The organism is Streptomyces sp. NPDC002055, assembly GCF_040296705.1.
In the GTDB taxonomy this organism is placed as follows: Bacteria; Actinomycetota; Actinomycetes; order Streptomycetales; family Streptomycetaceae; genus Streptomyces.
The window spans coordinates 80,838-101,889 of the sequence record NZ_JBEOXS010000013.1; the positions used below are offsets into that span (position 1 = coordinate 80,838).

At 72.0% G+C, this 21,052-nt stretch carries 21 protein-coding genes and 1 pseudogene; 7 read left to right on the forward strand and 15 right to left on the reverse strand.

What is annotated here, in order from left to right:
* Positions 1-17: 17 nt before the first annotated feature.
* The 4 genes from ABT112_RS10540 to ABT112_RS10555 are packed head-to-tail and all read right to left on the reverse strand — an operon-like array spanning position 18 to position 3,031.
* Positions 18-1,352 (reverse strand): NADH-quinone oxidoreductase subunit D, encoded by a 1,335-nt coding sequence (locus ABT112_RS10540; RefSeq protein ID WP_351507763.1) that lies wholly within the window; start codon positions 1,350-1,352, stop codon positions 18-20.
* Positions 1,352-2,110, reverse strand: coding sequence for an NADH-quinone oxidoreductase subunit C (locus ABT112_RS10545; protein ID WP_351507765.1), 759 nt, complete (start codon positions 2,108-2,110; stop codon positions 1,352-1,354). Before ABT112_RS10545 ends, ABT112_RS10540 begins: the two co-directional genes overlap by 1 nt.
* The gene (locus ABT112_RS10550) at positions 2,107-2,661 is read right to left on the reverse strand and encodes a NuoB/complex I 20 kDa subunit family protein (RefSeq protein WP_351507767.1); all 555 of its coding nucleotides are present in this window, start codon (positions 2,659-2,661) and stop codon (positions 2,107-2,109) included. The genes ABT112_RS10545 and ABT112_RS10550 overlap by 4 nt, the downstream gene beginning before the upstream one ends.
* A 10-nt stretch (positions 2,662-2,671) precedes the next feature.
* Complete coding sequence (locus tag ABT112_RS10555) at positions 2,672-3,031, reverse strand: NADH-quinone oxidoreductase subunit A (protein WP_351507769.1); 360 nt, start codon at positions 3,029-3,031, stop codon at positions 2,672-2,674.
* An 807-nt stretch (positions 3,032-3,838) separates the two neighbouring features.
* Here ABT112_RS10555 and ABT112_RS10560 point away from each other — a divergent pair.
* The 3 genes from ABT112_RS10560 to ABT112_RS10570 all read left to right on the forward strand — a co-directional run bounded on the left by ABT112_RS10560 (position 3,839) and on the right by ABT112_RS10570 (position 5,572).
* Positions 3,839-4,624: a C40 family peptidase gene (locus ABT112_RS10560; protein WP_351507771.1), complete on the forward strand. Its 786-nt coding sequence runs from the start codon at positions 3,839-3,841 to the stop codon at positions 4,622-4,624.
* Between the two features lie 262 nt (positions 4,625-4,886).
* Positions 4,887-5,129, forward strand: coding sequence for a hypothetical protein (locus tag ABT112_RS10565; protein ID WP_351507774.1), 243 nt, complete (start codon positions 4,887-4,889; stop codon positions 5,127-5,129).
* Positions 5,123-5,572, forward strand: a complete 450-nt coding sequence (locus ABT112_RS10570; protein ID WP_351507776.1) for a PIN domain-containing protein — start codon at positions 5,123-5,125, stop codon at positions 5,570-5,572. Before ABT112_RS10565 ends, ABT112_RS10570 begins: the two co-directional genes overlap by 7 nt.
* A gap of 62 nt (positions 5,573-5,634) precedes the next feature.
* Here ABT112_RS10570 and ABT112_RS10575 read toward each other — a convergent pair whose 3' ends face one another.
* Together ABT112_RS10575 and ABT112_RS10580 are read right to left on the reverse strand one after the other, a co-directional pair.
* Positions 5,635-6,921: a geranylgeranyl reductase family protein gene (locus ABT112_RS10575; RefSeq protein ID WP_351507778.1), complete on the reverse strand. Its 1,287-nt coding sequence runs from the start codon at positions 6,919-6,921 to the stop codon at positions 5,635-5,637.
* Between the two features lie 330 nt (positions 6,922-7,251).
* The gene (locus ABT112_RS10580) at positions 7,252-8,262 is read right to left on the reverse strand and encodes an asparaginase (protein WP_351507781.1); all 1,011 of its coding nucleotides are present in this window, start codon (positions 8,260-8,262) and stop codon (positions 7,252-7,254) included.
* A gap of 129 nt (positions 8,263-8,391) precedes the next feature.
* Between ABT112_RS10580 and ABT112_RS10585 the strand changes: the two genes are divergently transcribed.
* Entirely contained in the window at positions 8,392-8,847 is a 456-nt protein-coding gene (locus ABT112_RS10585; RefSeq protein WP_351507783.1) for an Lrp/AsnC family transcriptional regulator, read from the forward strand.
* Positions 8,848-9,023: 176 nt separating this feature from the next.
* On the opposite strand, the gene ABT112_RS10590 is transcribed toward ABT112_RS10585, so the two are convergent.
* From ABT112_RS10590 to ABT112_RS10620, 7 genes and pseudogenes are all read right to left on the reverse strand, one after another.
* Positions 9,024-9,941, reverse strand: coding sequence for a glutaminase (locus tag ABT112_RS10590; RefSeq protein ID WP_351507908.1), 918 nt, complete (start codon positions 9,939-9,941; stop codon positions 9,024-9,026).
* Positions 9,941-10,633 (reverse strand): demethylmenaquinone methyltransferase, encoded by a 693-nt coding sequence (locus tag ABT112_RS10595; protein ID WP_351507785.1) that lies wholly within the window; start codon positions 10,631-10,633, stop codon positions 9,941-9,943. Before ABT112_RS10595 ends, ABT112_RS10590 begins: the two co-directional genes overlap by 1 nt.
* A 373-nt stretch (positions 10,634-11,006) precedes the next feature.
* The gene (locus ABT112_RS10600) at positions 11,007-12,137 is read right to left on the reverse strand and encodes a serine/threonine kinase C-terminal domain-containing protein (protein WP_351507921.1); all 1,131 of its coding nucleotides are present in this window, start codon (positions 12,135-12,137) and stop codon (positions 11,007-11,009) included.
* 105 nt (positions 12,138-12,242) lie between these two features.
* A pseudogene (locus tag ABT112_RS10605) lies at positions 12,243-12,404 on the reverse strand (zinc ribbon domain-containing protein); the annotation flags it as partial.
* A 225-nt stretch (positions 12,405-12,629) separates the two neighbouring features.
* A complete protein-coding gene (locus tag ABT112_RS10610) occupies positions 12,630-13,412 on the reverse strand; it encodes an amidohydrolase family protein (RefSeq protein ID WP_351507787.1) in 783 nt (260 codons plus the stop codon).
* A 7-nt stretch (positions 13,413-13,419) separates the two neighbouring features.
* Positions 13,420-14,616 (reverse strand): cyclic dehypoxanthinyl futalosine synthase, encoded by a 1,197-nt coding sequence (mqnC, locus tag ABT112_RS10615; RefSeq protein ID WP_351507789.1) that lies wholly within the window; start codon positions 14,614-14,616, stop codon positions 13,420-13,422.
* A gap of 276 nt (positions 14,617-14,892) precedes the next feature.
* Entirely contained in the window at positions 14,893-15,699 is an 807-nt protein-coding gene (locus ABT112_RS10620; RefSeq protein ID WP_502975311.1) for a menaquinone biosynthetic enzyme MqnA/MqnD family protein, read from the reverse strand.
* Between the two features lie 460 nt (positions 15,700-16,159).
* Here ABT112_RS10620 and ABT112_RS10625 point away from each other — a divergent pair, with 460 nt between their 5' ends.
* Positions 16,160-16,363, forward strand: coding sequence for a cold-shock protein (locus tag ABT112_RS10625; protein ID WP_351507791.1), 204 nt, complete (start codon positions 16,160-16,162; stop codon positions 16,361-16,363).
* Between the two features lie 491 nt (positions 16,364-16,854).
* Positions 16,855-17,802 (forward strand): MaoC family dehydratase, encoded by a 948-nt coding sequence (locus tag ABT112_RS10630; protein ID WP_351507794.1) that lies wholly within the window; start codon positions 16,855-16,857, stop codon positions 17,800-17,802.
* Between the two features lie 3 nt (positions 17,803-17,805).
* Here ABT112_RS10630 and ABT112_RS10635 read toward each other — a convergent pair whose 3' ends face one another.
* The gene (locus ABT112_RS10635) at positions 17,806-18,432 is read right to left on the reverse strand and encodes a TetR/AcrR family transcriptional regulator (RefSeq protein ID WP_351507910.1); all 627 of its coding nucleotides are present in this window, start codon (positions 18,430-18,432) and stop codon (positions 17,806-17,808) included.
* 433 nt (positions 18,433-18,865) lie between these two features.
* Here ABT112_RS10635 and ABT112_RS10640 point away from each other — a divergent pair, with 433 nt between their 5' ends.
* Complete coding sequence (locus tag ABT112_RS10640; protein WP_351507796.1) at positions 18,866-20,098, forward strand: FAD-dependent oxidoreductase; 1,233 nt, start codon at positions 18,866-18,868, stop codon at positions 20,096-20,098.
* A gap of 228 nt (positions 20,099-20,326) precedes the next feature.
* Here the strand turns inward: ABT112_RS10640 and ABT112_RS10645 are convergent, their stop codons facing one another.
* Entirely contained in the window at positions 20,327-20,950 is a 624-nt protein-coding gene (locus tag ABT112_RS10645) for a TetR/AcrR family transcriptional regulator (protein ID WP_351507799.1), read from the reverse strand.
* Positions 20,951-21,052 lie beyond the last annotated feature (102 nt).

Sequence of the window (21,052 nt, forward strand, 5' to 3'; positions counted from 1 at the left end):
GCCCAAGCTGACGTCTGTCACCGGTCGACGCCTCCCATCACGGGGTCGATGGAGGCCACGGCCACGATGACGTCGGCGACCTGGCCGCCTTCGCACATCGCCGCCATGGCCTGGAGGTTGGTGAACGACGGGTCGCGGAAGTGGACCCGGTACGGACGCGTGCCGCCGTCGCTGACCGCGTGCACGCCCAGCTCGCCCTTGGGCGACTCCACGGCCGTGTAGGCCTGGCCGGGCGGCACCCGGAAGCCCTCGGTGACGAGCTTGAAGTGGTGGATCAGGGCCTCCATCGACGTGCCCATGATCTTCTTGATGTGGTCGAGCGAGTTGCCGAGGCCGTCGGGCCCGAGCGCGAGCTGGGCGGGCCAGGCGATCTTCTTGTCGCCGACCATCACCGGCCCGGGCTCCAGCCGGTCCAGGCACTGTTCGACGATCCGCAGCGACTGCCGCATCTCCTCCAGCCGGAGCAGGAAGCGGCCGTACGCGTCGCAGGTGTCGGTGGTCGGCACCTCGAAGTCGTAGGTCTCGTAACCGCAGTACGGCTGCGCCTTGCGCAGGTCGTGCGGGAGTCCGGCGGAGCGCAGGATCGGTCCGGTGACGCCGAGTGCCATGCAGCCGGCGAGGTCCAGGTGGCCGACGTCCTGCATGCGGCCCTTGAAGACCGGGTTGCCGGTGGCGAGCTTGTCGTACTCCGGCAGGTTCTTCCGCATCTTCTTGACGAACTCGCGGACCGCGTCGACCGCGCCGGGCGGCAGGTCCTGGGCCAGCCCGCCGGGCCGGATGTATGCGTGGTTCATCCGCAGGCCGGTGATCAGCTCGTACAGGTCCAGGACCATCTCGCGGTCCCGGAAGCCGTAGATCATGATCGTGGTGGCGCCGAGCTCCATGCCGCCGGTGGCGATGCACACCAGGTGGGAGGAGAGCCGGTTGAGCTCCATGAGGAGCACCCGGATGATCGTCGCCCGGTCCGGGACCTCGTTCTCGATGCCGAGCAGCTTCTCCACCGCCATGCAGTACGCCGTCTCGTTGTAGAACGAGGTGAGGTAGTCCATGCGCGTGACGAACGTGGTGCCCTGGGTCCACGTCCGGTACTCGAGGTTCTTCTCGATGCCGGTGTGGAGGTAACCGATGCCGCAGCGGGCCTCGGTGACCGTCTCGCCGTCGATCTCCAGGATCAGCCGGAGCACGCCGTGGGTGGACGGGTGCTGCGGGCCCATGTTGACGACGATCCGCTCGTCGTCCGCCTTGGCGGCGGCGGCCGCGACCTCGTCCCAGTCCCCGCCGGTGACGGTGTAGACGGTGCCTTCGGTGGTCTCCCGTGCGGTGGCGGGAGGCGTCGCGTGCGATGCAGACATCAGGTGTACGACCTCCGCTGGTCGGGAGCCGGGATCTGGGCGCCCTTGTACTCGACGGGGATGCCGCCGAGCGGGTAGTCCTTGCGCTGCGGGAAGCCCTGCCAGTCGTCCGGCATCATGATCCGCGTCAGCGCCGGATGGCCGTCGAAGACGATGCCGAAGAAGTCGTACGTCTCGCGCTCGTGCCAGTCGTTGGTCGGGTAGACCGGGACGATCGACGGGATGTGCGGATCGCTGTCGGGGGCGCTCACCTCCAGCCGGAGCAGCCGGTTGTGGGTGATCGAGCGCAGGTGGTAGACGGCGCGCAGCTCCCGTCCCTTGTCCCCCGTGAAGTGGACTCCGCTGACCCCGGTGCACAGTTCGAAGCGGAGCGCCGGATCGTCGCGGAGGGTCCGGGCCACCTGCGGCAGGTGCTCGCGCGCGATGTGGAAGGTCAGCTCGCCGCGGTCGACGACGGTCTTCTCGATGGCGTTCCCGGGGACCAGGCCCTGTTCCTCCAGGGCGCCCTCGAGTTCGTCGGCGATCTCGTCGAACTCCCCGGCCCCGTCACCGCCCTTCGGACCGCCGTACGGCCGGGTCGAGGCGCCGGGCAGCCGCACCGACCGGACGAGCCCGCCGTAGCCGCTGGTGTCACCGCCGTTGTTCGCGCCGAACATGCCGCGGCGGGTGCCGATGACCTCGCCGTGGTCCCCCCGCTGGCCCGGCAGGTTCTGGGCGTTGAGGTCCTGGTCGGGGTTGACGCCGTTGTTCTCACTCACCGGAGCAGCCCCTTCATCTCGATGGTGGGCAGGGCCGCCCGCGCCGCTTCCTCGGCCTCGCGGGCCGCCTGCTCGCGGTTGACGCCGAGCTTCTCGCCCTGGATCTTCTGGTGGAGCTTGAGGATCGCGTCCAGCAGCATCTCCGGACGGGGCGGGCAGCCGGGCAGATAGATGTCGACCGGGACGATGTGGTCGACGCCCTGCACGATCGCGTAGTTGTTGAACATGCCTCCGGAGGAGGCGCAGACGCCCATGGAGATGACCCACTTGGGGTTCGGCATCTGGTCGTAGACCTGCCGCAGCACCGGGGCCATCTTCTGGCTCACCCGGCCGGCCACGATCATCAGATCCGCCTGGCGGGGGGAGCCGCGGAAGACCTCCATGCCGAAGCGGGCGAGGTCGTAGCGCCCGGCGCCGGTGGTCATCATCTCGATGGCGCAGCAGGCGAGACCGAACGTGGCCGGGAAGACGGAGGACTTGCGCACCCAGCCCGCGGCCTGCTCCACGGTCGTCAGCAGGAAACCGCTCGGCAGTTTCTCCTCGATACCCATGTTGTGGCCCCTAGTCCCATTCCAGGCCGCCACGACGCCAGACATAGGCGTAGGCGACGAAGACGGTGAGCACGAAGAGGAGCATCTCGACGAGCCCGAACAGTCCCAGGGCGTCGAAGCTGACCGCCCAGGGATAGAGGAAGACGATCTCGATGTCGAAGACGATGAAGAGCATCGCCGTCAGGTAGTACTTGATCGGGAAACGCCCGCCGCCGGCCGGCTGCGGGGTCGGCTCGATTCCGCACTCGTACGCCTCGAGCTTGGCCCGGTTGTAGCGCTTGGGACCGATGAGGCCGGCCATGACCACGGAGAAGATCGCGAAGCCTGCCCCGAGGGCGCCGAGCACGAGGATGGGCGCATAGGCGTTCACGCTCCTCGCTCCTTCCAGTCGACGATGACTGCGGACCGTGACCGGACATGCGCACTGCCGACACGAAGATCGCTGCTATGTGAGGCAGTTCACAAGCCCGAGTCGCCTGCATCCTATGCCTGTCGGTCTGTGATCTGCGACACGGGGTGCGGCAGGGAGTTTGTGATCTCCACCACCTGACGAACGATCATGAAGGCGGATGAGCGGTGATCTTCATACGTGAAGCGTCCGAGCCGTCACCAGGTGTGACAATCAGGGGTGTTACCGCTGGTCAGGTGGGGGGTCGCCTAGCAAAGGGAAGCCTTACTGGCAAATTCGCCCCGGAAGCCGTCAGCTGATAAATAGACGCCACCCGCCCGCGTGAAGATCGCGACGGAGGGGTCGACGGGCCACCGTCGGCGCCCCAAGGGGACGGCGGGGGTGAGCGCATGAACCGGCGCCGGATGTGACCAGGCGTGACCGGATGTGACGGAAACAGGCCGCGAAGCCCACAAGATCGCCGGTACGTGCATGCGTTCACAGACGGGGACACCGCATTCAATTCGCGGGCGATCTGTTAGCTATCCCACCCCGGTTCACCCGCCGGAAATGCATTGCTTGGCCACCGACGGCAAGCGGTGGTAAGCAGCGAGCAATTCGGGCGAAACGACGAAACGCCTAGATCGCGGATGTGAGCGGAACAGCGGACTCCGTGCCGCACAGCGCCCGCGGAGATCCATAGGGGTCAAATCTCGACGCGTACGCGACAAGTGTGGCGCAGCACACGTTTCTTGAAGGTAACCGCGGCCCCCTGATACCCGTGGTCCCATGTCCCACACCGCTCACATACCCAGCCGCCGGAAGCCCCGCCGTACCGCCACCTCGTGGGTGCTGCGCTCCGGAGTTGCCGGCGGCGTCCTCAGCACCCTGGCCGTGACCGGCGCGTCGGGCGCCCAGGCCGCCGAGCCCGCGGCGGCCGAGACCGCGGAACTCCCCACGGTCACCACCGCGATCGCCGACGCGGCCGCCCAGTCCTCCGCGGCGACCGAGCAGGCCGCCCTGGACTACCAGCAGCGCGCCGAGCTCCAGGAGCAGCAGGACCGGGCCGCGGACGTCGCCCGCAAGGCCGCCAAGAAGGCCAAGCAGGAGGCGGACCGCAAGGCTGAGGCCGAGCGCAAGGCGGAGGCCGCCGCGAAGGAGCGCGCCTCCCGTTCCGCGGAGCGCACCACCCTGAGCGCCCCCGCCTCCTCCTCCGCCACCGGCAGCGCCGGGCAGGTGCTGAGCTTCCTCGAGGCCCAGCTCGGCAAGGCGTATGTCATGGGCGCCACCGGCCCGTCGGCGTACGACTGCTCGAGCCTCACCCAGGCCGCGTTCAAGTCCGTGGGTGTCGACCTGCCGCGCGTCTCGCAGGACCAGTCGACCACCGGCACCGAGGTGTCCCTGGACTCCCTGCAGCAGGGCGACCTGCTCTTCTGGGGCGGCACCGGCAGCGCCTACCACGTGGCCGTCTACGTGGGCGACGGCCAGTACATCGACGCCGCCAACCCCAGCAAGGGCGTCGTGAAGCAGAACCTCGACGACTACCCGCCGACGAGCGCGCGCCGCGTGCTCTGACCAGAGCGGAACGGGCGCCCGGCGCCCGGACACACCGTGGGCCCGACCGGACTGCCGGTCGGGCCCTCGGTGTTTCCCGTCCCGGCTCAGCGTTTCCTGTCCTGGATGGGTCCTGTCCTGGATGGGGTGCCGCCGCCGACGGGCCGTCTCGATGTCCGGCGGCCTGCGCGGCGGCGCGCGCTACGCCTTCGGGGGCCGCCTTCGTTCCCCCGGGGTGAGCATCGGACGAGAAATTTCCTACCGCTGGTGTTACGTTCTAGACATGAGCAGCCACGTAGCCCACCAGGCCGCCGAGCGGGCCGGTAAGAGATCCGTGTCGCTTGCGCAATCGCTGATCAAGGAAGTCGAGGAGCGCACCGGCAAGAACGGCTTCTCCTCCGTTGTGGCCGAAGCCCTGGAGGAGTGGCTCGCCGCGCAGAAGCTCCGCGAGGTCGTGGCCGCCGACCGCAAGGCGTTCGGCCCCGTCTCCGCCGAAGCCCGGCGGCAGGCGGAACAGGAATGGTGAGCAAGCGCCTCAAGATCAAGGCCAAGAGCGAGGGCACGCTCGTCCTGGATGCCCAAGGGCTCTCGCTGCACGTCGACGGCGACGAAGGGATGCGGGCACGCATCGAGGTCGCTCAGCAGAGTGGCCGACGAGTGGCGCTGTCCGCCCTGACGCCCCTGGAAGTCCGTCGCAGCGGAGAGGCCGCCAAGCGGCTCCAGTTCCTCCTGTCGCGGTTCGACGTGAAACCGGTCAACGACGCGGTGACGGACGCCGCGGCGAAGCTGCTGGACGCCTCGGGCCTTGACGGTCACGAATGCCTTGTGGACGCACTCGTGGTGGCCACGGCCGCACTCTGCACACCCCCGGTACTGCTCGTGACATCCGACAAGTCACACATCCCGGCGCTCTGCAAGGCTGCCGAGGAGCTTCCCGGCTCGCCGAAGGTGAAGATCGTCAACGTCTGAGAGCCCAACCGCCGTACGCCGGGACGCCCCGCCTCGTGCCGCGCGCCCCGGCCTTGAATTGCTCAGGCTTTCGGCGCCACCTTGCTCAGGCCGTTGATGATGCGGTCCATCGCGTCCCCGCCCGTCGGGTCGGTGAGGTTGGCCAGCATCTTCAGCGTGAACTTCATCAGCATCGGGTGGGTCAGACCGCGCTGGGTCGCCACCTTCATCACCTTCGGGTTGCCGATGAGCTTCACGAAGGCCCGGCCGAGCGTGTAGTAGCCGCCGTAGGTGTCCTTGAGGATCTTCGGGTAGGCGCGCAGCGCGAGTTCCCGCTGCGCGGGCGTCGCCCGGGCGTGCGCCTGGGTGATGACCTCCGCGGCGATCTGCCCGGATTCCATCGCATAGGCGATGCCCTCGCCGTTGAACGGGTTGACCAGCCCGCCCGCGTCACCGACCAGCAGCAGGCCCTTGGTGTAGTGCGGCTGCCGGTTGAACGCCATGGGGAGCGCGGCACCCCGGATCGGGCAGGTCATGTTCTCCGGGGTGTAGCCCCAGTCCTCCGGCATCGACGCGCACCAGGCCTTGAGCACCTCGCGCCAGTCCAGCTCCTTGAAGGAGGCGGAGGTGTTGAGCACGCCGAGGCCGACGTTGGACGTGCCGTCGCCCATGCCGAAGATCCAGCCGTAGCCGGGGAGCAGCCGCTCGGCGCCGTCCCGCCGGTCCCACAGCTCCAGCCAGGACTCCAGGTAGTCGTCGTCGTGCCGGGGCGAGGTGAAGTACGTCCGCACGGCCACGCCCATCGGCCGGTCCTCGCGCCGGTGCAGCCCCATCGCCAGGGACAGCCGGGTGGAGTTGCCGTCGGCGGCGACCACCAGCGGCGCGTGGAAGGTGACCGGCAGCTTCTCCTCGCCGAGCTTCGCCTCGACTCCGGTGATCCGGCCGGTGCGGGGGTCGAGGACCGGGGCGCCGACGTTGCAGCGCTCGTACAGCCGCGCGCCGGCCTTCTGCGCCTGGCGGGCGAGCTGCTCGTCGAAGTCGTCGCGCTTGCGGACGAGTCCGTAGTCCGGGAACGAGGCGAGCTCCGGCCAGTCGAGCTGGAGCCGGACGCCGCCGCCGATGATGCGCAGGCCCTTGTTCCGCAGCCAGCCCGCCTCTTCGGAGATGTCGATGCCCATGGCGACGAGCTGCTTGGTGGCCCGCGGGGTGAGGCCGTCACCGCAGACCTTCTCCCGGGGGAAGGCCGTCTTCTCCAGGAGCAGGACGTCGAGTCCGGCCTTCGCGAGGTGGTAGGCGGTGGTGGACCCGGCTGGCCCGGCCCCGACGACGATCACATCGGCGCTGCGCTCGTTGAGGTCGGTGTCGGTCACGTCGGCACTCCTGGTGCTCTCGGCGGGCGTCGCTCACGGCGGAGAAAACGGGATCTCCGCAGTCTAGAACGGGCCCTCCGGACGGCGGCACGGCACCCGGTCGCCCCGGCTCGTCCGCGGACGGGCGGGGGCACGGGGGTACGGCGGTTTTCGCCCCTGTTCCGGAGCGTCGCTGTTCCGGAGCATGGGGCTGTTCCGGAGCGTCGGGCCGTTCCGGAGCGTCGGCGGGCTTCCGGACGGCGCCGGGTGCGGGGAGTTGGGCGAGAAGTTGGCGGGGCGGCGGTGCCGGGCAGGCGGGGGCGCGTAGGACGGGCGCGCGCCGTCGGCCCGTCAGCCGGCCTCCACGACCGGGACGTCGGAGGTGCTGGGGTCCGCGATGCGCCGCAGGACGGCGGTGCGCTCGGCCGGGTCCGTGGCGGACAGCAGCGCGGACAGCACGGCGATCCGGGCCTGGCCCGCCCGCAGCGTGCCGGTCGGCACCGCACCCGCCGCGATCAGGTCCACCGCGCCGCCACCGGTGTAGATCGGCGTGATCGGGCCCGCCGGGACCCGGGTGGTCAGCGCCACCAGCACCCCACGGGCGACCGCGCGGTCCACGGCCTCGGTGAACTCCGGGGTGGCGTTGCCCGCGCCGGTGGCCACCAGCACGATGCCCTGCGCCCCGGCCCGCACGGCCGCGTCGAAGAGCAGCGGGTCGGCGTCGGTGTGGTGCATGACCATGTCCACGCGCGGCACCTCGGCGGCCGCGGCGGGCAGCGCCAGCGGCTCGGAGCGCACCGGCCGGCGCAGCACCTCGACGCGGCCGAAGCCGATCTTTCCGACCGCGGCGTTCGACGGGTCGGCGAAGGCGTCGGCGGCCACGGTCTGGGTCTTCACCGTGCCCCGGGCGGCGTGCACCCGGCCGGCGAAGACCGCGAGGGTGCCGAGGTCCTGCACGTGCGCCGCGGTGAGCAGCGCGTCGTAGAGGTTGCCGGCGGCGTCGCCGTCGGCGGCCTCCAGCGGGCGCTGGGCGCCGGTGAAGACGACCGGGCGCCGGTCGCCGTGGTGGAGGTCGAGCAGGAACGCCGACTCCTCCAGGGTGTCCGTGCCATGGGTGACGACGATGCCGTCGACGGCCGGGTCCTGCAGGATCTCGTGGACGGTGTGCAGCAGGACGAGCTGATGGCCGGTGGTCAGCCGGGGGCTGTTGACGGTGAAGAGATCGACGACCCGGGCCTCGACGCCCTCGGGGAGGGCGGCCGTGGCGAGCACGTCCTGTCCGGCCGCGTCGGCGGCGTACCCGTTGCCCTGCCAGCGGCTGGCTATCGTCCCGCCGGTGGTCACCACGACGACTCGTCGCATGCCCTGCTCACCCTCTTCCCGTCCATACCGTGCTGCATACGGCCAACGGGCAAGAATAGGCGTTTCCGCTTGGCATTGGATGGCTGAACTTCACATTCCATTGCCAGAACGTGGCAGATAATTGCTCACATGGACGAGATCGATCGCAACATTGTGCGCGAGCTCCAGCGGGACGGCCGGCTGACCAACCAGGAGCTCGCCCAGCGGGTCGGCCTGACCCCCTCGCCCTGTCTGCGCCGGGTGCGGCAGCTGGAGCACGACGGGGTGATCCGGGGCTACCGCGCCGTGGTCGACCCGAAGGCCGTCGGGCGGGGCTTCGAGGTGCTGGTCTCGGTGGAGGTGCGGCGGGACCGGGAGAGCGTGGAGGCCTTCGAGGAGGCGCTCCAGAACCTGCCGGACGTCGTCGAGGCGTACCGGCTCTTCGGCAGCCCCGGATGTCTGCTGCGGATCGCGGTCGCCGACATCGACACCTACGAGCGGCTGTGGATCGAGCGGATCACGGCGCTGCCGGGGGTGACGGAGGTGAACTCGCAGATCGTGATGAAGCGGATCAAGGAGCCGGTGGGGCTGCCCATCGGCCGATGACGTCCGGCGCCCGGGCCGGTGGGACACCCGGCCCGGCGGGCGCGGGACCCGGCGGGGCGCCCGGCTCAGCGGGGCGCGCGATCCGGCGGGGGCGCGATCCGGCGGAGCTCCCGACCCAGCGGGGCGCGCCCTCCGGCAGCGCGCACGCTCCTGCGATGCGCCCGCCGGAGCGGAGGTCAGAAGACGGAGAGCCCGGTCAGGGTCGTGAAGCGGTCCAGCGCCGCCACGCCCACCACCGAGTTCCCCCGCGCGTCCAGCCCCGGGCTGTACACGCACAGCGTCGCCCGCCCCGGCAGCACCGCGAGGACGCCGCCGCCGACGCCGCTCTTGCCCGGCAGGCCCACCCGGTAGGCGAACTCGCCCGCGGCGTCATAGGTGCCGCAGGTCAGCATCACCGCGTTGACCTGCTTGGCCTCGCTCCGGGTCAGCAGCCGCGTGCCGTCCGCCCGCACGCCGTGCCGCGCCAGGAAGCCCCCGGCGAGCGCCAGGTCGGCGCAGTTCATCTCGATGGAGCACTGCCAGAAGTAGTGGTCGAGGACGGTCGGCACGGGGTTGTCCATGTTGCCGCAGCTGGCCATGAAGTAGCCCAGGGCGGCGTTGCGGTCGCCGTGCCCGGCCTCCGACTCGGCCACCTCGGGCGCGAAGTCCAGCCGGTCGTTGCCGCTCTCCGTGCGCAGGAAGTCCAGCAGGGCGCCCCGGGCGTCGCCGGTGAGGCCGTGCAGCCGGTCGGTGACCACCAGGGCGCCCGCGTTGATGAAGGGATTGCGCGGAATGCCGTTCTCGTACTCCAGCTGCACCAGCGAGTTGAACGGGTTGCCGGACGGCTCGCGGCCCACCCGCTGCCACAGGCTGTCGCCGCCGCGCGCCAGGGCCAGCGCCAGCGTGAAGACCTTGGTGATGCTCTGCGTGGAGAACGGCTCCTGCCAGTCCCCCACCCCGTACACCTGCCCGTGCACATCGGCGAGCGCCATGCCGAACCGCTGCGGGTCGACCGTGGACAGGGCCGGGATGTACTCCGCGGGGCGGCCGTGGCCGATCTGCGGCGCGATGTCCTCCGCGACCTGCTCCAGTACGGCCTGGTAGTCCGGCTCCATCAGGGACGGACGGCCCGGTGCAGCGCCACGACGCCACCGGTGAGATTGCGCCACGCCACCTTGGACCAGCCGGCCTTCTGCATCCGCGCCGCGAGCGCGGGCTGGTCCGGCCAGGACCGGATGGACTCGGCGAGGTAGACGTACGCGTCGGGGTTGCTGCTGACCGCGGTCGCGATCGGCGGCAGGGCCCGCATCAGGTACTCGGTGTAGACCGTGCGGAACGGCTGCCAGGTGGGATGGCTGAACTCGCACACCACGACCCGGCCGCCCGGCTTAGTGACGCGCAGCAGCTCGGCGAAGGCCGTGTCGGTGTCCTGCACGTTGCGCAGCCCGAAGGAGATGGTGACCGCGTCGAAGGAGGCGTCCGCGAACGGCAGCCGGGTCGCGTCCCCCGCGGTGAACGGCATGTGGGGGTGGCGCTTCTTGCCCTCGCGCAGCATGCCGATGGAGAAGTCGCAGGGCACGACGTAGGCGCCGGCCTCGACGAAGGGCTGCGAGGAGGTGGCCGTCCCGGCCGCGAGGTCCAGGACCCGCTCGGCGGGGCGGGCGGCGACGGCCTGGGCCACCGCCTTGCGCCAGAGCCGTGCCTGGCCGAGCGACAGCACGTCGTTGGTGAGGTCGTACTTGGCCGCCACATCGTCGAACATCGCGGCGACTTCGTGCGGCTGCTTGTCCAGGGAGGCTCGGGTCACGCGCCCCATTCTGGCAGGCGGCCCCGGCCGGCGACGGCAGGGGCTCGACGGGCCCGACGGAACGGCGCCGGCCCGGTTCGCGGGCGCGGGGCGGGCCCGGGGCGGGCGCGGTTCGCGGACGCGGGGTAGGCCCGGTTCGCGGGCGCGGGGCAGGCGCGGGGCAGGCCCGGTTCGCGGGGACGGGCACAGTTCGCGGACGCAGGGCGGGCGCGGGGCGGGCGCGGAGACGGCGGCCGAGGCGGCGGGCCTGCGCGGCCGGTCCCCGGGCGCGCGGGGGCGGGCGCGCGGGGCGGAGGAGAAGCCGGCGCCCGGCTCACCCGCTCCCCGCTCCCCACTCCCCGCTCCCGCTCCCGCTCCCGCTCCCCTGGCAGCGTCAGCCCACGGACCAGGTGTTCAGCGCGACGTCGAAGACCTCCCGGGCCACGCGCCACATGTCGTCCCGCTCCTGGAAGTAGATCGCGTACTCGGTGCCGTCCTCGGTCACGTACGACTGGTCGATGGCGTGCATCGTCCGTCCGGTGCCCTTCTCGGTCCAGGTGAACTCCCAGCGGGCGCCGGGGCGCCCCTGGAACGTGTTCTCGGTCAGCTCCACGTTCCGGTAGTCGGCGCTCTTCTTCCGGACGATGTCCTGGAGCTCCAGGAAGTGGTCGTAGGAGGACTGGGCGGTGCTGCGGATGCCCATCCGCAGATACGAGTTGCCGGTCGTGCCCCGGTAGTCGATCTGACCGCCGCTGACCTCCCGCTGCCAGAACCGGGGTACCCCGAGGGAGAAGCCCTGCGGATCGCGGGCCAGCCGGTAGTTCTCGGGGAGCCCGGCCTCCGAGGCCGGGCCGGGGGTGACCGGCACCGCGGCGGGGGCGGTCGAGGACGGCGACTGCGCGGGCGGGGAAACGCCGGCCGAGACCGACGGGACGGCGCCCACCGTCGACGCACCGGGCCCCGGCGTGGCCGGGGCCGCGCTCCGCACCGCCGAGGGCTTGTCGTCGCCGGGCCCGGCCGCTGTGCCGCCCTTGTCACCACCGCGCAGGACGAGGGCCCCCGCCGTGGCCACGCCGCCCACCACGAAGGCGGCCAGGACCAGGACTCCCCAGGTGACCAGGCGATTGCGGGCGGCAGGCGGCCGGGGCGACGGCGTCGCGATCAGCGCCGGCGGAGCCGGCACACCGGCCTGGGCCGGCTGCTGCGGCTGCGCCCGGGGCCCGATCAACGTCGGTGCCGGATGCTGCACCCCGGCCACGGTCGGGCTGTGGGGGTCCACCTCACCGGGCTGAGCGGCGGCGGGTCCGACGGCCTGCGCCGGGGCGGGGACCACCGCGCCCCCGGCCTCGAACCGGGTGGTGGCGGCTTCGGCGGCGGCAGCTCCGCCCTCGGGCGACGCCTCGGACGACGCCTCGCCGGACGCCGCCCGGGAGTCGGCCCCGGAGCCGGCCGGGACCACCACCGTCGGCTCGTGATCGTCCTCGCTCTCCCCCGCGGACCCACGGCTCGTGGACTCCTGATCCACCGACTCACCGTCCGCGGGCTCCGGGGCGGTGGGCTCACCCTCCACTCGCACCGGGGCCGCGGACACCGGCTCCGCGGATGTGTCGGCCGCCTGCCCGGCTTCCCGTCCGCACGCCATGCAGAAACGGGCCTCAGCGGGGAGTTCTGTTGCGCAGTGGGGGCAGAACGGCGGCATATCGCCCTCCGTGACTAGGAGATCACCGACGTCGGTACGGACTCGTGCCACCACCCTGCCGGTTCCCGGCAACGACCGTGTGTTCCGGGACATATGAGCGTACGTCAGGCCACTGACGCCCGCCCGTGTCCTACGGAAAGCGCAGAAATCCGCCGGCCGCCCCGCTCGTCCGGCTCCGGAACCGCACGTGGATACGCGAACGGGCACTGCCGACGACCGAGCTCCACCGACGGATCAGCGCTACCGACGACCGAGCACCGCCGACGACCAGCACCACCGACGACCAGCGCCGCGGACGGACTGGGTGTCGCCGACGAACTACCGCTGCCGGTGGACGAGCCGCCCGCCGAGCACCGTGGCGACGCAGCTGCCCGCTCCCCGCTCGACCAGTTCGGTCACCGCGGCGGGTACGTCCACGTCCGGTTCGGCCGATGGCCCCTCGGCGGCGTACCCGCCGACGGCCGCCTCCCCGACCGGCACGTCGAACTCCCCGACCGGCACGTCGAAAACGGCGAAGTCCGCACGCGCGCCGGGCTCCAGGCTCCCCGCGAGGACCGCCTCCGGCAGCTCCCCCGCCGGGGTCCCCATCGCGTCCAACGGGTCGAGCGACGCATCACCGGCACTCCCCGCGCCGACAACCGCACCAGCCCCCGCACCCGCGGGCGGGGCGAGCAGGACCAGCCCGGCGCGCGTCACCGCGGTGCGGACCGCCGGGGAGCGGAACGGGCCGGTCACCGCGGTCGTGCCGTGCCCCAGCATCCGCTGCAGTCCGCGCCGGGCGCTGCCCGCCCACTGCGCGGGCGTCAGCGCGAGCGCGTCGAGCAGGTCCGGGGACCGCACCGGCTCGGTCCCGAGCCGGTCGGCCTCCCGCGGATCGGGGTGGTAGATCTCTTCGAGCAGTTCGGGGGCGCGGCGGTTGACCAGCCCGGGCGTGAGCAGCCCCGGCCAGCGCCGCACGCGCGCGCCGGGGTGTTCCGCGACCACCGCCGCGTACGGCCCGACGGCCGCCACCCGCGTGCCGCTGACCGCGACCGCACCGCCCGGCACCGGCTCCCGGCCGGGGCCCGGCCAGACGGCGTCGGCGATGTGGACGGTCAGCACGCGGTGCTCAGCTCGCGTCGATGAGCTTGAGCTCCGGGTGCGCGGTGCCGCCGGCGATCGCCGTCGAGGAGAAGTGCGAGACGACCTTGTCGTCGACCGGGTCGTTCGCCGGGTCGTCGTGCACGGCCAGGTGCTGGTAGGTGGTGTTGCGCTGCGCGGGGACCCGCCCGGACGCCCGGATCATGTCGATGATCTCGCGCAGGTTGGAGCGGTGCTTGGCGCCCGCGGAGGAGACCACGTTCTCCTCGAGCATCACCGAACCGAGGTCGTCCGCGCCGTAGTGCAGGGACAGCTGGCCGACCTCCTTGCCGGTGGTGAGCCAGGAGCCCTGGATGTGGGCGACGTTGTCGAAGAAGAGCCGCGCGATGGCGATCATCCGCAGGTACTCGAAGAGGGTGGCCTGCGTCCGGCCCTTCAGATGGTTGTTCTCCGGCTGGTAGGTGTACGGGATGAAGGCGCGGAAGCCGCCCGTACGGTCCTGGACGTCGCGGATCATCCGGAGGTGCTCGATCCGCTCGGCGTTGGTCTCCCCGGTGCCCATCAGCATCGTCGAGGTGGACTCCACGCCCAGCCCGTGCGCCGTCTCCATGATCTCCAGCCAGCGCTCGCCGGACTCCTTGAGCGGGGCGATGGCCTTGCGGGGGCGGGCCGGGAGCAGTTCGGCGCCGGCTCCGGCGAAGGAGTCGAGCCCGGCGGCGTGGATGCGCGTGATGGCGTCCTCGACCGATACCCCGGAGATCCGGGCCATGTGCTCGACCTCGGACGCGCCGAGCGAGTGGATGACCAGCTGCGGGAACGCCTTCTTGATCGCGGAGAAGTGCTCCTCGTAGTACTCGACGCCGAAGTCGGGGTGGTGCCCGCCCTGGAACATCACCTGGGTGCCGCCGAGTTCGACGGTCTCCGCGCAGCGGCGCAGGATGTCGTCGAGGTCGCGCGTCCAGCCCTTGTCGCTCTTCGGCGGGGCGTAGAAGGCGCAGAACTTGCACGCCGTCACGCAGACGTTGGTGTAGTTGATGTTGCGCTCGATGATGTACGTCGCGATGTGCTCGGTGCCGGCGTAGCGGCGGCGGCGCACGGCGTCGGCGGCAGCGCCCAGCGCGTGCAGCGGCGCCGACCGGTACAGGTCGAGCGCCTCCTCCGGGGTGATGCGGCCACCGGCTGCGGCGCGGTCGAGGACGGACTGGAGGTCGGCGCTCTCGCTCACCGGGGACGTCCCTTCCGGAAGGTTTTCGGGCGTCCGGGGGTCGCCCCCCGAAATGGCACAGTCGGACCGATCCAGCGTACGCCAGGGGTCGGACGGCCCCGGTGGCCCCCGGCGCGGCGCCGCCCGTCGTGCGGCGCCTCCCGCTCCGGAGGCCCGGAACTCCGGCTCCGCGCACGGCCGGACGCACCGGCATCCGCGAGCGGGCGGCAGGTGCGGGCCGGGCAAGCGGCCGCGGGCACGGACCCCGGGCGCGGACCGGGCCCGGCCGACGTGCGCCTACACCGCCGGGCCGCCGCCGAGCAGGTCCACCCGGACATCCGCCGGGAAGCCCGTCGTGGGCCCCGTCCGGCGGGCGAACTCGGCGATGCCCTTCAGCTGCTCGGCGCCCAGCCGGAAGTCGAGTGTGGTGAAGTACCGCTCCAGCAGCCCGGCGTCGAACTCCTCCCAGCGGGCGGCCTGCTCCGCGACCTTCGTGACCTCCTCCAGCGAGAGATCACGCGAGTCCAGGAAGGCCTCGTGGACGGAGGACACGATCCGCGGATGCCGGGCGAGATAGTCGCGGCGGGTCGCCCAGACCGCGAACACGAACGGCAGCCCGGTCCACTCCTTCCACATCCGCCCCAGGTCGTGCACCTGGAGGCCGAGGCGCGGCGCGTCGTGCAGGGAGGCACGCAGCGCGGCGTCCCCGATCAGCACCGCCGCCTGCGCCTCCTGCATCATCACGCCGAGGTCGGGCGGGCAGCTGTAGTAGTCGGGCTCGATGCCGTACCGCTCGGCGAGGAGCAGCTGGGCGAGCCGCACCGACGTGCGGGAGGTGGAGCCCAGCGCCACCCGGGACCGGTGCAGCTGGTCCAGCGGCACCTGGGAGACGATCACGCAGGACATGACCGGCCCGTCGCAGCCGACCGCGAGATCGGGGAAGGCCACCAGCCGGTCGGCGTTGCGCAGGAACTCCACGAGGGTGACCGGCGCGATGTCGAGATCGCCGCGGATGAGCTGTTCGCTGAGCTTCTCGGGGGTGTCCTTGCTCAGCTCGAAGTCCAGCAGGGCGCCCGTACGGGCGAGGCCCCAGTAGAGGGGCATGCAGTTGAGGAACTGGATGTGGCCGACCCGGGGCCGGGTGCGAGGATGATCGTCAACGGCGGGGGCAGCAGCTCGCTCAGGATGGTCCACAGCGCGAGGCTAGCCCCAGGGGCCGTGCGGCACCGGACCCGGGGCCCCGGTGCGCGTGGCGGAGGTGCGAGCGGGACACGCCCGACACGCCGGGACACAAGGCATGGGGACACGTCACCACAGATCACCTGAAACCAGGGAAATCCATGCCACAGCGGGCCACGGCGGCAGTCTCAGCACGAAACCCCACCCTCGGGTGATCTTCGCCTCTTTCTCCGGCTGAGCGCCCCGTGCTACGCTCACGGCAAGTTGCAGTTTGGTTTCCCTTGCAGTACAGAGCCTGCGGAGCATGTGACGCCGCAGGCTTTTGTAGTTTTCAGACTTCTTGCAGGTTCTGGAGCAGGGCAACCCTTTGGCCCAAGGAGGGCTTATGGCTACCGGAACCGTCAAGTGGTTCAACGCCGAGAAGGGCTTCGGCTTCATCGCCCAGGACGGCGGCGGCCCCGATGTCTTCGTCCACTACTCCGCGATCAACGCGACTGGCTTCCGCTCCCTGGAAGAGAACCAGACCGTGAACTTCGACGTCACCCAGGGCCCGAAGGGCCCGCAGGCGGAGAACGTCACCCCGGTCTGATCCTTCGGATCTCCACCGGGGTCGGCCGATCGCGGTCGACGCAGCAGTACCCAAGGAGCCCCGCTCCCCGCTTCGGCGGGGAGCGGGGCTCCTGCCTTTGCCCGGTGTGCCGGTGCGGCAGCCCGGGGCGCGCTCCTGATCCCGGCCCGGCGGCCGCTCCGAGAATCACCCCGGCCGGTACGGGACGCAGGACCCCCGCCCCGGCCCCGGCCGAGCTTCAGGGCATCCCAGCGGGCCGTGCGGATCCCCGGTACGGCCGGACGGCGGCCCCGGGATCACTCGATCCGGGCATGTCGGCCGGCGTCGCCAGGAACAGCGAACCGAGGAGTGGAAGAAGCGGTACGCCATCCGGGCCGGCGTCGAGGGCACCAACCACGCGGCAGCCGGCCACGCCCTACCTCCAAACCCGCTCCTTTCGAGGCCGGGTCAAGTTGACTAGCCTTACTGGAAAGTAAATTGGCGCCACCCCAGCCATGGTGAGGAGTTGGCCCATGGCCGATTCGACCGCTGTCCGACTGCCCCGCCCGCCGCGGCTGATGCCGGCCCTCGGCAAGGGCATCATGACCGGCATCGGCAAGCGGCCGAGAGCGGACGCCCTGCTGCCGGGCACGCGGCTCGTCATCCCCGAGGCCCGGATCGACCTCGGCCGTCTCTGTGCGTACGCCCGGGTGTGCGGCTTCTCGCAGACGCGGCCGCTGCCGCTCACCTATCCGCATGTCCTGGCCTTTCCGCTGACCGCCCGGCTGATGGCCGACCGCGCCTTCCCGCTCCCGCTGCTGGGCCTGGTCCACACCTCCGCGGAGATCCGGCAGTGGGCACCGCTGAGCACGGAGGACGTCCTGGAGCTGGGGGTGCACGCGGAGGGGCTGCGGGCCCACCGCCGGGGCACCACGGCGACGATCGTGACCGAGGCCCGGCGCGACGGCGAGCTGGTCTGGCAGGGCCGCTGCACCTATCTCACCCGCCGCGGACATCCCGCCCGGCCCGAGCGGGACCACCGCACCGCCCGCGCGGCGGAGCTGCTGCCGGCCCGCGCCACCTGGACGCTCCCCGCCGACCTCGGGCGCCGGCACGCCGCGGCGACCGGTGACTACCACCCGATCCACCTGTACGCCTGGACCGCCAAGCCGCTCGGCTTCCCCCGGGCCATCGCCCACGGCATCTGGAGCTTCGCCCGCTGTGTGGCCGAGTCCGGCGCCTCCCTGGCGGAACAGGTCTTCGTCCGGGCCGAGTTCACCTCGCCGGTCCTGCTCCCCTCGACGGTCACCTACGCCGCCGCCGGCCAGGCCTTTCAGCTGCGCGGCGGTCCGGACGGCCGGCGGATCCACCTCGCCGGGCAGGTCGTCCGGGGCGCCACCGAAGCGGACGGCTCCGGGAACCGCTCCGGGCGGGCGGCGACGGACACCGGGCCGGTGGCCGCGCGCCCCGGCAACCGCTGACGTTCAGGGGGCCGGTGACCAGCGGTTGCCGTCCATCAGGTTCTGCAGCCCCGGCCAGGCGAAGTTCATCGCGATGGTCGCGGTCTCCTGCGCCGAAGGACGTTCGCCGGGAACGGCGTTGGCCCAGCCCGCCAGGGACTCGGCCGCGCCGACCAGGGCGTGCGCCAGTGCGGCGATCTCCCGCTCGGCCGCTTCCGGCGCGCACCGGGTCTCGCAGCCGGCCGCGGCGATGAGCCGCCGCACGTACGCGACGAGTTGCTCGCGCATGGCGGCCACCTCGTCGGCGAAGGGCTCGCCATGGGTGCGGGCCTGGCTGTTGAGCACCGCCCAGCCGTCCGGGTGGTCGGCGGTGTGCGCGAAGAAGCCCCGCAGCCCGTGCCACAGCTGTCGGGACGCCGGCCCGCACTCCGGCTCGACCGCGTTCCGCACGGCCTCCACCAGCGCCTGTGCCTCCCGCCGGACGCAGGCGCCGAACAGCTCCTCCTTGGAGTTGAGATACAGGTACACCAGGGGCTTCGACACGCCCGCCAGTTCCGCTATCTCGTCCATCGAGGCGGCCCGGTACCCCCGCTGCGCGAACGTGGTCACCGCCGCGTCCAGCATCTGCCGCTCTCGCACCGCCCGGGGCATTCGCTTGGTCTTCCCGCCCACCCTGGCCGCCTCCCCACCGTTTCCTACTCGCGGGTAAGCCTACGGTGGCGCCCGGCGGCACCGGGGCCGACCGGCCCGTACACGGCGGTGGCCCGTGCCTCCCGGCAGGCTCCGCGCCCGTTCCGTGCGGCGCGTTCCGGTGGGGTCGCGCCGGGGCCGCCTCCGTCGCCGCCGCGCGCGACCCCGTGCCGGACGACCCTCCGGGATCCGCCGGTTGAGACGCCCTCAGACAGGTGAAGGTCTGTCGCACGGGCCCGGCGAACGAACCATCAGGCGCAGAACGCCGGTTTCGGAGTTCGACCCCCACGCGGCTGACCGATCGGTTAGATTGCTGACCGTGCGGTTACATCGGGGCGGGCGAACGGGCCGGCCCGATCCGTGGGGCAGGCGTTTCGACGAGAGGGGCGGGTCCATGGAGAAGACGACGTGCTGCGTGGTGGGGGGCGGCCCGGCGGGGATGATGCTCGGGCTGCTGCTCGCCCGGGCGGGGATCGAGGTGACGGTGCTGGAGAAGCACCGGGACTTCCTGCGCGACTTCCGCGGGGACACCGTGCATCCGTCGACGCTCCGGCTCCTGGACGAGCTCGGCCTCGGCGAACGCTTCGCCCGACTGCCGCAGCGCAGGCTGGAGGAGATGCGCATGGTGATCGGCGGGACGCCGGTGGCCCTCGCCGACTTCCGGCGCCTGCCCGGCAGGCACAAGTACATCGCCATGGTCCCGCAGTGGGACTTCCTGAACCTGCTCGCGACCGCGGCCGCCGCCGAGCCGTCGTTCACCCTGCGGATGTGCACCTCGGTCACCGGGCTGCGCAGCGCGGACGGGCGGGTGACGGGCGTGCGTTACGTCGACGCGGAGGGCTCGCCCGGTGAGCTCTCGGCGGACCTGACCGTCGGCTGCGACGGCCGGGACTCGGTGGTGCGCCGGGCGGCCGGACTGCGCTCCGACTGGTTCGACGTCCCGATGGACGTCTGGTGGGTGCGGATACCCCGGCAGGACGCCACCGGCTCGGGGCACGGCCGGGTGTTCGCGCTGTTCGGGGACGGCGAGGCCGCGGTCACGGTGGACCGCGGCGACTACTACCAGGCCTCCTACCTCATCAGGAAGGGACAGGACGCTCAGCTGCGGAGGAACGACATCGACTGGCTGCGGCAGCGGCTCGGCGCCCTGTTCGGCTGGGACCACCATGCGACGAACGCGATCCGCTCCTGGGACGACGTCAAACTGCTGGAGGTGACGGTGGGCCGGCTCCGCCGCTGGTACACCGACGGCCTGCTGTGCATCGGGGACGCGGCGCACACCATGTCGCCGGTCGGCGGTGTCGGGGTGAACCTCGCGGTGCAGGATGCCGTGGCGGCCGCCCGGATCCTCGCCGAGCCGCTGCGCCGCGGCACCGTCGGCGTACGGGACCTGGCACGGGTGCAGCGGCGTCGCCACTGGCCGACGGCCCTGACCCAGAAGTCGCAGGCGGGCGAGCACGAGATGCTGCTGCGGCCCGCCCTGGACGGCACCCTCGACGGGGACCGGCTGCCGGTGCCGATGCGGCTGGTGCGGCGCGTGCCGGCGCTGCGCACCGTGATCGGCTACTTCGGCGGCATCGGCGTCCGCCCCGAGCACGCACCGGACTTCGCCCGGGCCGCCGCGTAGCGGCGAGCTGTCGCGCAGGGGCGAGTTGTCGCGCAGGGAGGCTGTCGCGCAGGGAGGCTGTCGCGCAAGCGGAGCCGCCGCGGGGAGCCGGACCGCTCGCGGGAGCCGGCACCTGCCACTCACCGGCGCCGTCGACCCGGGCGGGGAGCCGGACCGCTCGCGGGAGGAGGGGGCTCCGGGGCTCCGGGGCTCCGGGACTCCGGGACTCCGGGACTCCGGGCGGAAGGGTCAGTCGCGGCGTTCGATGGCGTGCAGGGTGAAGACCTCCAACTCGTCCGCCGCCGCGTCGAGATCGAGACCGGGGTCCGAGAGCCAGTGGGCGACCACGCCGTCGATCGCGCCGCCGATCGCGAGTGCCACGACCTGCGGGGCGAACTCCCGGAACTGGCCGGCCCGCTGCCCCTGGGCCAGCAGATCGGCCAGCGCCTGCCAGCGGCCGGCCGTGTCATGGGAGCCGGGTGTCTTCAGCCGCGTGCCGCCGGCGTCGTCCAGCAGCATCTCGGTGATCACCCGGACATGGCGGCGGTTGGCCTGCTGGTAGGAGATCATCGCGCGGACGTAGGCCATGACGGCGGCCCGCGGGTCCGCCTGGCGCGCCAGGCACTCGTTCACATAGCGGGTGAACTGCCCGAGCACATAGGACAGCGTGTCCCGGGTGAGGTTGTCCTTGGACGCGAAGTGGTACAGCACCGCGGCCTTGGAGATCCCGGCCTCCTCGGCGATCGCGGACAGCGACGTCGCCGGAAACCCCCGGGTGGAGATCAGGTCGATGGTGCACTCGATGATCTGCTGACGGCGGGCCAGCTCGGTGAAGGTCGGCGCGTCGGGGTCGGGGCTCCGTCGAGGAGTCATGACGACGCCCTCCCCTTTCCTCGCACTTCGGCCGACACCAGACCGTACACCGCGCCCGGACCCGCCGCGGTCCGCCCGGTGGCGGTCCGGGACGGAGCGGAG